9 protein-coding genes and 1 rRNA gene are annotated in these 8347 nt (G+C 68.8%); all 10 read left to right on the forward strand.

Annotated features, from left to right (window positions below):
• Positions 1-86: ribosomal RNA gene (rrf, locus tag ACFWPQ_RS51560) — 5S ribosomal RNA — on the forward strand; the annotation flags it as partial.
• A 72-nt stretch (positions 87-158) separates the two neighbouring features.
• Complete coding sequence (locus ACFWPQ_RS51565; RefSeq protein ID WP_384052081.1) at positions 159-803, forward strand: HAD family hydrolase; 645 nt, start codon at positions 159-161, stop codon at positions 801-803.
• Positions 804-896: 93 nt separating this feature from the next.
• A complete protein-coding gene (locus ACFWPQ_RS51570; protein ID WP_384052083.1) occupies positions 897-1646 on the forward strand; it encodes a VC0807 family protein in 750 nt (249 codons plus the stop codon).
• 81 nt (positions 1647-1727) lie between these two features.
• Complete coding sequence (locus tag ACFWPQ_RS51575; protein WP_384052085.1) at positions 1728-2945, forward strand: MFS transporter; 1218 nt, start codon at positions 1728-1730, stop codon at positions 2943-2945.
• A complete protein-coding gene (locus tag ACFWPQ_RS51580) occupies positions 2896-4068 on the forward strand; it encodes an acetoin utilization protein AcuC (RefSeq protein ID WP_384052087.1) in 1173 nt (390 codons plus the stop codon). Before ACFWPQ_RS51575 ends, ACFWPQ_RS51580 begins: the two co-directional genes overlap by 50 nt.
• A 400-nt stretch (positions 4069-4468) precedes the next feature.
• Positions 4469-5284: a phosphatase gene (locus ACFWPQ_RS51585; RefSeq protein WP_384052092.1), complete on the forward strand. Its 816-nt coding sequence runs from the start codon at positions 4469-4471 to the stop codon at positions 5282-5284.
• A gap of 130 nt (positions 5285-5414) precedes the next feature.
• Positions 5415-5624: a helix-turn-helix domain-containing protein gene (locus ACFWPQ_RS51590; RefSeq protein ID WP_067299677.1), complete on the forward strand. Its 210-nt coding sequence runs from the start codon at positions 5415-5417 to the stop codon at positions 5622-5624.
• Positions 5625-5756: 132 nt separating this feature from the next.
• Positions 5757-5855: a 30S ribosomal protein bS22 gene (locus ACFWPQ_RS51595; RefSeq protein ID WP_003948845.1), complete on the forward strand. Its 99-nt coding sequence runs from the start codon at positions 5757-5759 to the stop codon at positions 5853-5855.
• A 170-nt stretch (positions 5856-6025) separates the two neighbouring features.
• A complete protein-coding gene (locus ACFWPQ_RS51600) occupies positions 6026-7111 on the forward strand; it encodes an NAD-dependent epimerase/dehydratase family protein (RefSeq protein ID WP_384052088.1) in 1086 nt (361 codons plus the stop codon).
• A gap of 14 nt (positions 7112-7125) precedes the next feature.
• Entirely contained in the window at positions 7126-8229 is a 1104-nt protein-coding gene (locus tag ACFWPQ_RS51605) for a lysophospholipid acyltransferase family protein (protein WP_384052090.1), read from the forward strand.
• The last annotated feature ends 118 nt before the right edge of the window (positions 8230-8347 follow it).

Genomic DNA, 8347 nt, shown 5'->3' on the forward strand with positions numbered 1-8347 from the left:
GTTACATTCCGAACCCGGAAGCTAAGCCTTACAGCGCCGATGGTACTGCAGGGGGGACCCTGTGGGAGAGTAGGACACCGCCGAACAAATATTGAGAAAGGCCCACGCCGTCATGGCGTGGGCCTTTCTGCGTTTACGGGTGCGTTTAAGCTCGGGGCATGCGCTACGACTTGGTTATCTTCGACAACGACGGCGTCCTCGTCGACAGTGAGCCCATCTCCAACCGGCTCCTGGCCGCCTACCTCACCGAGCTGGGGCACCGGACCTCCTACGAGGAGGCCGTACGGGACTACATGGGATCCGCGATGCACCGGATCCATGACCTCGTCCAGGAGCGCACCGGGCAGCGGCTGCCGGACGACTTCGACGATGTCTTCCATGCACGTGTCTTCGCCGCCTTCGAGGAGGAGTTGAAGCCCGTGGCGGGGGTGGCGGAGGTGCTGGAGCAGCTGGCGGCGGACGGGGTGCCGTACTGCGTGGCGTCGTCGGGGAGTCATGAGCGGATTCGGGTGGGGCACCGGACGACCGGGCTCGACCGGTGGTTCGACGAGTCGCGGATCTTCAGTTCGCAGGACGTGGGGCGCGGGAAGCCGGCGCCGGATCTGTTTCTCCACGCGGCTGCGCGGATGGGGGTCGCGCCGGAGCGGTGTGCCGTCGTGGAGGACAGTCCGCTGGGGGTGCAGGCGGCCGTGGCGGCCGGCATGGACGTGTACGGGTTCACGGCCATGACGCCGGCGGAGCGGCTGCAGGGGGCCACTCAACTCTTCTCCGACATGGGGCAGTTGGCTGACCTGCTGGAATGACCGGGGGCACGGCGGCGGCGCTGACAATTGTCATGCCGAGCTCCGGACGATCGTTTCTACTGGAGGACCCCGCCCGGACGCGAAGCTGAGGGCATGACGAAGACGACGAACACCGGGTCCCGGAACAACGACGAAGGCAAGCGGCAGCAGCCCAGCGCGCTGGAGAACTTCAAGCCGCTGATCGTGGACGTGGCGGTACCGCTCGGGTCGTACTACCTCTTCAAGGGCGCCTTCGGGATGAGCACCTTCGCGGCGCTCGCCTGGAGCAGTGTGGTGCCGGCGGCGCGGACGGTGTGGAGCGTGGTCAGGGAGCGCCGGGGCAACGCGTTCGCGGGGCTCATCCTGCTGGTGAACGTGGTGTCCCTGGCGCTGAGCTTCGTCTCCGGCGACCCGCGGCTGATGCTCGCCAAGGACAGCGGGGTCAGCAGCGTGATCGGGATCGCGATCCTGGTGTCGGTGGCGATGGGCCGGCCGATGATGACCGAGGGGCTCAAGCCGTTCGTGCTGAAGGGTGACGCGGCCAGGGAGGCTGCCTTCGAGCGGCTGCGGATCGGGTCCGCCGCGTTCCGGCGGGCGGAGCGGGTCTACTCGCTCGTGTGGGGCGTGCTGCTGCTCACCGAGTGCGTGGTGCGGGTGGTGGGGGCGTACACACTGCCCGTCGACACCATGGTGTGGCTCGGCACGGTCGTCCTGGTCGGTGCGATCGGCATCGGGATGGTGGTGAGCGGTGGGCTCGCCGCGGAACCGATGGCCCGGATGATCTCCGCCGAGGTCACGGCCGCGGAGGAGGAGCCGGAGGGCACCGAGAGCGGTGCGCGGCGCGAGGTGGCTGTTGCCGCCTGAGACCGCCGAAGGTAAAGCTGAAGGAAATTCATCTTTGGCTGGATCTACCCACGAGTACGCCGGGGCCCTACGCTCGCCGCCATGACAGATGTGCTGCGGCGCGGTAGGGCCTCGCTGGCGTTCAGCTTCTTCACTCAGGGTGCCACCTTCGCGCTGCTGGTGACGCGCATCCCCGCGATCCAGGACCGGTACGGCGTCTCCGACGCGCTGCTGCCGGTCTTTCTCGCTGCGGTGCCCATCCTGGCCGGCGTCGGCAGCGTCACCACCGAGCAGTTGGTGAAGCGAATACGGCCCAGCCGGCTGCTGCGCTGGTCCCAGCCCGTGGTGATGCTGGCGCTGCTCGGGGTGGGGGCCGGCGGGAACATGGCCGAACTGGCGGTGGCGCTGGGCGCGTTCGGCCTGGCCGTGGGTGCGCTGGACGCCTCGATGAACATGCTCGGGGTGAGTCTGCAGCGGACGTACGGGCGCAGCATCATGCTCAGCTTCCATGCCGTGTACAGCCTGGGCGGGATCCTCGGGGCGTCGCTGGCCTGGGTGGGGGCGCACTGGCATCTCGCGCTGTGGGTGTCGTATCTGCCGGTCGTCGCGGTGCTGCTGCCGGCCGCGCTGGTGGGGAGCCGGTGGTACGTGGACGGTGATCCGGCGCCGGTGGAGGACGGGGTGCAGGAGGGCGGTGGCAGTGGTGTCGTCTTCAAGGTGCTGCTGCCGCTATGTCTGGTGATGACCTTCGCCTACATCGGCGACTCGACCGTCTCCAACTGGAGTGCGAAGTACCTGAAGGACGTGCTGGGCAGCAGCGAGCAGCTCGCCACCGTGCCGTACAACGTGTACATGGTGACCACGCTGGCCGGGCGGGCCATCGGGGACTTCGGGGTACGGCGGTTCGGGGCCGTGCCGGTCGTACGGCTGGGGACGCTGGTGGCGGCCGCCGGGTTCGCGGTGGTCGCGGCGGCGCCGGGGGCCTGGGTCGGCATGGTCGGGTTCACTCTGCTGGGGCTGGGGTTGTGCGTCCTGGTGCCGCAGACCTTCGCGGCGGCGGGGAGGCTGTTCCCGGGGGCTTCGGATGCGGCCATCGCGCGGTTGAATATTTTCAACTACGTCGGGTTTTTGATCGGCTCGCCGCTGGTGGGGGCGTTGGGGGACGCTTGGAGTTATCGCGGGGCGATGCTCGTGCCGATGGTGTTGGTGCTGGTGACGCTGGTCTATGCCCGTTCGTTCGCGACCAGGTCGGACCGATACGGTGGCGGGCATGAGCGGCCGCGCACAGCTGATGTGGGACGAGGCAGTAACGGGCTATGACTTCGGTCCGGGCCATCCGATGGATCCGGTCCGGCTGTCGTTGACCCGGAGTCTGGTCGGTGCCTTCGGGCTCGATCGGGCGGTGGACGTGGTCGCGGCGAAGCCGGCCGGGGAGTCGACGCTGCGGCTGGTGCACCGGGAGGACTACATCGAGGCCGTGAAGGCGGCCTCGGCGGATCCGGCGGCGGCCGACCAGTCGTACGGGCTGGGGACCGAGGACGATCCCGCCTTCGCCGGGATGCACGAGGTGTCCGCGCTGATCGCCGGGCAGTCGGTGGGGGCGGCGGAGGCGGTGTGGCGGGGGGACGTCGATCACGCCGTGAACTTCGCGGGTGGGTTGCACCATGCGATGCCGGGGGCCGCGTCGGGGTTCTGCATCTACAACGACGCTTCGCTTGCGATCGCGCGGTTGTTGGAGCTGGGTGCTGAACGGGTCGCCTATGTGGATGTGGACGTGCATCACGGGGACGGGGTGCAGGCCGCGTTCTGGGAGGATCCGCGGGTTCTGACGATCTCGCTGCACGAGCATCCGCGTACGTTGTTCCCGCAGACCGGGTGGCCGGAGGAGGTCGGCGCCGGGGCGGGGGAGGGGGCCGCGGTGAACGTGGCGTTGCCGGCGGGGACCGGGGACGCGGGGTGGCTGCGGGCGTTTCACGCCGTCGTGCCGGAGCTGGTCGCCGACTTCCGGCCGCAGGTGCTGGTGACGCAGCACGGCGCCGATACGCATTTCGAGGATCCGCTGGCTCATCTGGCCGTTTCGCTGGATGCGCAGCGGGCGGTGCAGGTGGCGTGTCATGAGCTGGCGCACGAGTACGCCGGGGGGAAGTGGGTCGCGTTGGGTGGGGGTGGGTACGAGGTGGTGGATGTCGTGCCTCGGTCGTGGACGCATCTGGTGGGGGTGGCGGCGGGGCGGGAGGTTGCGCCTGAGGCGCTGGTGCCTGAGGGGTGGCGGCAGGAAGTTTTTGCTCGGACTCGGCAGTTGGGGCCTGGGCGGATGACGGATGGGCGGTGGCCGGTGGGGTGGGCCGGGTGGGAGGCGGGGTACGACCCCGCTGATCGCTTGGACCAGGCCGTGCTGGCGACCCGGCGGGCTGTGTTTCCGCTGCGGGGGTTGCTGGCCTAGGAGTTTTCTCGCCCCCGCCGCCCCTACCCGTCCCGTCCTCCAGGGGGTGGGCCCCCTTCGCCCCCCGGTTACGGCCGCCGCCCGGTTCGGGGGCTGCCGCCCCCGGACCCCCGCTTCGGCCTGAACGGCCTCGTCCTCAAACGCCGGACGGGCTGGAGGGTGGGGGTGCGGGCGGTATCGCGTCCTCAAACGCCGGACGGGTTGGAGGGTGGGGGTGCGGGTCGGCTCTCGTCCTCAGATGCCGGACGGGCTGAAAGGCAACCTCAAGCGCCGGGCGGGCTGAAAGGCAACCTCAAGCGCCGGGCGGGCTGGAGAGCGGGGGTGCGGGGCGTTACGCCGACTGTGCGGTGTTCGGGGGTTCTGGGGGTGGGGTGGGGTGGGGGGCGTCAGGATCGGTGGTGTGTTGAGTGGTGGTGGGCTTCGGGGTTATTTGGTGGCTGCTGGGCTGGCGGGGGTGGTGGGGACCTCGCGGGAGCGGAGTCTTCGTAGTTATCGGCTGTTCGCTGCTCGGGATCCTCGGGTGTTGATCGGGATTGATCCGCAAGGGGGGTGGGGAGAGGCGGAGTTGGTTCGGTTGATGGCTGCCAAGTGTGGGGTTTCGGACGATCCGCGGTGTGTTTCAGGGCATGATGTGATCGATCCTGGACTGACGGTCGCCGGGCTCGATGCGTTCGCCGAGCGAGTGGGGGCCGTGGCCCGGCGGCGGGGGCCCGTGCTGTTCGGGACCGGGCATCCGCAGCGGCTGATCGGGTTCTACGCCGGTCTCGCGGACGCGTTGTCGGCGGCGGGGTGTGAGGTCCTCACCCCCGCGCAGGGTCGCTGTGTCGACATAACGACCCGGTTCGGTCTACGTACGTGCAAGCTCGATTACGTACGGGGAGTCGGGTTCATGAGAGAAGTGGGCCGTGAACGCCCCGGTTGTGCGCCGGGTGCGCATACGCATTCGCCGCTGCCGGTTCGAGTGGCGCTGGGAGTGGCGGCGGCGAGTGGCGGGCCCTTGCCAGAGCTGGTGGTCGGGGACCATGGATGGGTCTGCGGTGCAGGTCAGCTCGGGTTTGAGGCCATTGGTCTGGCAGATACGGATGACCCTGCGCTCTTTGTGGGGGAGGTCGAGGGGGTCGTGTCTGTCGCCGTTCCGGTTGATGACGGCGTGCGGTCTGATTACTACACGCCGCTTACCCGCTACGTACTCAATCGAGCGTGTCTGTCACAGTAGGCCGCCGATGGGTGCACCTCTTCCCCACTCGCATCACCCGCCCCTACATTGGGGAGTGAGCACGCAACGACGAAGAGTCACCGGAAGGGGAAGCCGGTGGCCCGTCGAGTGCGGAAGGTTCAGGTGTGTCATGGCAGCTGGCGAGAGGCCTCTGAACGAGGTTGTGTTCCTGACCGTGGCGGAGGTCGCCGCGGTGATGCGAGTGTCGAAGATGACCGTGTACCGGCTGGTGCACAGCGGTCATCTGCCCGCGATCCGGGTGGGGCGGTCCTTCCGCGTCCCCGAGCAAGCGGTACACGAGTACCTTCGCGAGAGCTATGTGGGGGTGGAGACCGCCTGACGGCCGTTCCGGGATTCGTCCCGGGGCACCTCGATTACGACCTCAGCGCTCGGGCGGGTAGGCTAGCCCCTCGTAGGTCGTATGGGCCCATGATGCCCAGCACCGAGTGATGAGAAGTGAGCGAGGGTAGTCGTGGGCTCTGTTATCAAGAAGCGGCGCAAGCGGATGGCCAAGAAGAAGCACCGCAAGCTGCTCAAGCGCACGCGTGTTCAGCGTCGTAACAAGAAGTAATTACGGCGTCGAGCCGCGAGAGCTTGTGTGTGGCCCCCCACCAGTACGGTGGGGGGCCACTGCATTTTCCGGCCGTTGCGGCTTGTCGTGGCCTGCTGGGGGTCATGCCAGCGCAACATCAACCCGCTAAGTTGGCCCGCATACGGGAACACGGAAGAAAGGCGCTGATCTTGGGGAAGGTCGTGCTCGTGACCGGAGTGGCCCGTCAACTCGGGGGCCGGTTCGTACGGCGGATCCAGCGTGATCCCGAGGTGGACCGGGTGGTGGCCGTGGACGCGGTGCCGCCGGAGCATCATCTGGGCGGGGCGGACTTCATCCAGACCGACATCCGGCAGCCGACCATCGCCCGGGTGCTGGCCGAGAGCGGCGCCGACACCGTCGTCCACATGGACGTGACCGGGACGCCGCTCGGCAGCGGAAGCCGGGCCACCGTCAAAGAGACCAATGTCATCGGGACGATGCAGCTGCTCGGCGCCTGCCAGAAGTCGCCGAACGTGAAGCGGCTGGTGATCAAGTCCAGTACGAACGTGTACGGCTCCGCGCCGAAGGATCCGGCTGTCTTCACCGAGACCACTCCGCCGAAATCCCTGCCGAGCGGGGGCTTTGCGAAGGACACGGTGGAGGTGGAGGGATATGTGCGCGGGTTCGCCAGGAGGCGGCCCGACGTGGCGGTGTGCGTGCTGCGGTTCGCCAATATCCTCGGGGCGACCGCGGATACTCCGCTCGCTTCCTATTTCGCGCTGCCCGTGTTGCCCACCGTGCTCGGGTACGACCCGCGGCTGCAGTTCGTGCACGAGGACGATGTGATCGAGGTGCTGCGGATCGCCTCGCACGAACCGGAGCGCGGGACCCTGAACAGCGGCACGTTCAACATCGCGGGTGACGGGGTGCTGTTGCTCTCGCAGTGCTCGCGGCGGCTGGGGCGGCCCACCGTGCCGTTGCTGCTGCCGGCGGTCACCTGGGCCGGGTCCCTGGTGCGGACGCTCGGCATGAGCGACTTCTCGCCCGAGCAGATCCGGCTGCTGACGCACGGCCGGGTGGTGGACACGGTCCAGATGCGCGAGACGCTGGGATTCCGGCCCAAGTACACGACGGCGCAGACCTTCGAGGACTTCGTGCGTGCCCAGGCCCCGGGGCTGCTGCCGCCCCAGGCCGTGGCCGCGGCGGTCGACCGGATCGCCGCGCTGCCCACCCTGGGCGGTGGGAAGACGCCGACGGGGACCCCGACGAAGAGCCCGACCCAGAGCGCCAACTGAGGAGCGCAGCAACGATGGCGGACGCCAAGGTCATTCCGTTCGACGACGACCGGTCCCGCGGGGCTGCCGTGCAGCGGCCGGCACCCCGGCGCCGGGGTGCGGGGAGCCGGCGCAAGGGCGGCGGCGAGCAGGCCGCGGTGCGCGAGCCTGCGGCGGGGCGCGAGTCCGCGGTGGTGCGTGAGGTCCAGCCTCTCGCCGGGCGGATCCCCGCGCAGGAAGATGTCCATGTGACCCGGGAGAACCCTGAGACGGGCGTGGAGCAGCCGCCGCACGACGAGGCCGGCCTGGAGCGGCGCGTCGCGCGCGGACTGGCGTTCCTGCGGCGGCGGCTGACCGGCGACTACGAGGTCGACGACTTCGGGTACGACGAGGAGCTGACCGACCAGGTCCTGATGTCCCTGTTGCGGCCGGTGTACGAGAAGTACTTCCGCGTGGACGTGAAGGGCATGGGGAACATCCCGGCCCACGGCGGTGCGCTGATCGTCGCCAACCACTCCGGGACGCTGCCGATGGACGGGCTGATGATGCAGGTCGCCGTGCACGACCGGCATCCGGCGAATCGTCACCTCAGGCTGCTCGCCGCGGACCTGGTCTTCGTGCTGCCGGTGGTGAACGAGCTGGCGCGGAAGCTGGGGCACACGCTCGCGTGCGCGGAGGACGCCGAGCGGCTGCTGGGGCAGGGGGAGCTGGTGGGGGTGATGCCGGAGGGGTTCAAGGGCATCGGGAAGCCCTTCAGCGAGCGGTACAAGCTCCAGCGGTTCGGGCGGGGTGGGTTCGTGTCCACCGCGCTGCGGCAGGGGGTTCCGATCATTCCCTGCTCGATCGTGGGGGCCGAGGAGATCTACCCGATGATCGGCAACGCGAAGACGCTGGCGCGGGTGCTGGGGATTCCGTATTTTCCGCTGACGCCGACGTTTCCGTGGCTGGGGCCGCTGGGGGCGGTGCCGTTGCCGACGAAGTGGACGATTCAGTTCGGGGAGCCGATCCGTACGGACGGCTATCCGCCGGAGGCGGCCGAGGATCCGATGCTGATGTTCAACCTGACGGATCAGGTGCGGGAGCAGATTCAGCACACGCTGTACAAGTTGCTTGTGCAGCGGCGGTCGGTTTTTTTCTGAGTCGCCATGCGCTGAGTGTCGCGTGCGGCCCGGTGGGGGGCTGGTCGCGCCCACGCGGCGGAGCCGCAAATCAGATATAGCCCCGCGCCCCCAAGGCGGCGGCTTCGCCGCCTTGGGG

The sequence above is a fragment of the Streptomyces sp. NPDC058464 genome, from assembly GCF_042721035.1.
GTDB lineage: Bacteria > Actinomycetota > Actinomycetes > Streptomycetales > Streptomycetaceae > Streptomyces.

Bases quoted from the DNA above. Each gene is read 5' to 3' on its own strand.
- ACFWPQ_RS51590 (WP_067299677.1), top strand. From the start codon at position 5,415: ATGGCAGCTGGCGAGAGGCCTCTGAACGAGGTTGTGTTCCTGACCGTG.
- ACFWPQ_RS51605 (WP_384052090.1), top strand. From the start codon at position 7,126: ATGGCGGACGCCAAGGTCATTCCGTTCGACGACGACCGGTCCCGCGGG.
- ACFWPQ_RS51565 (WP_384052081.1), top strand. From the start codon at position 159: ATGCGCTACGACTTGGTTATCTTCGACAACGACGGCGTCCTCGTCGAC.
- ACFWPQ_RS51570 (WP_384052083.1), top strand. From the start codon at position 897: ATGACGAAGACGACGAACACCGGGTCCCGGAACAACGACGAAGGCAAG.
- ACFWPQ_RS51575 (WP_384052085.1), top strand. From the start codon at position 1,728: ATGACAGATGTGCTGCGGCGCGGTAGGGCCTCGCTGGCGTTCAGCTTC.
- ACFWPQ_RS51580 (WP_384052087.1), top strand. From the start codon at position 2,896: ATGAGCGGCCGCGCACAGCTGATGTGGGACGAGGCAGTAACGGGCTAT.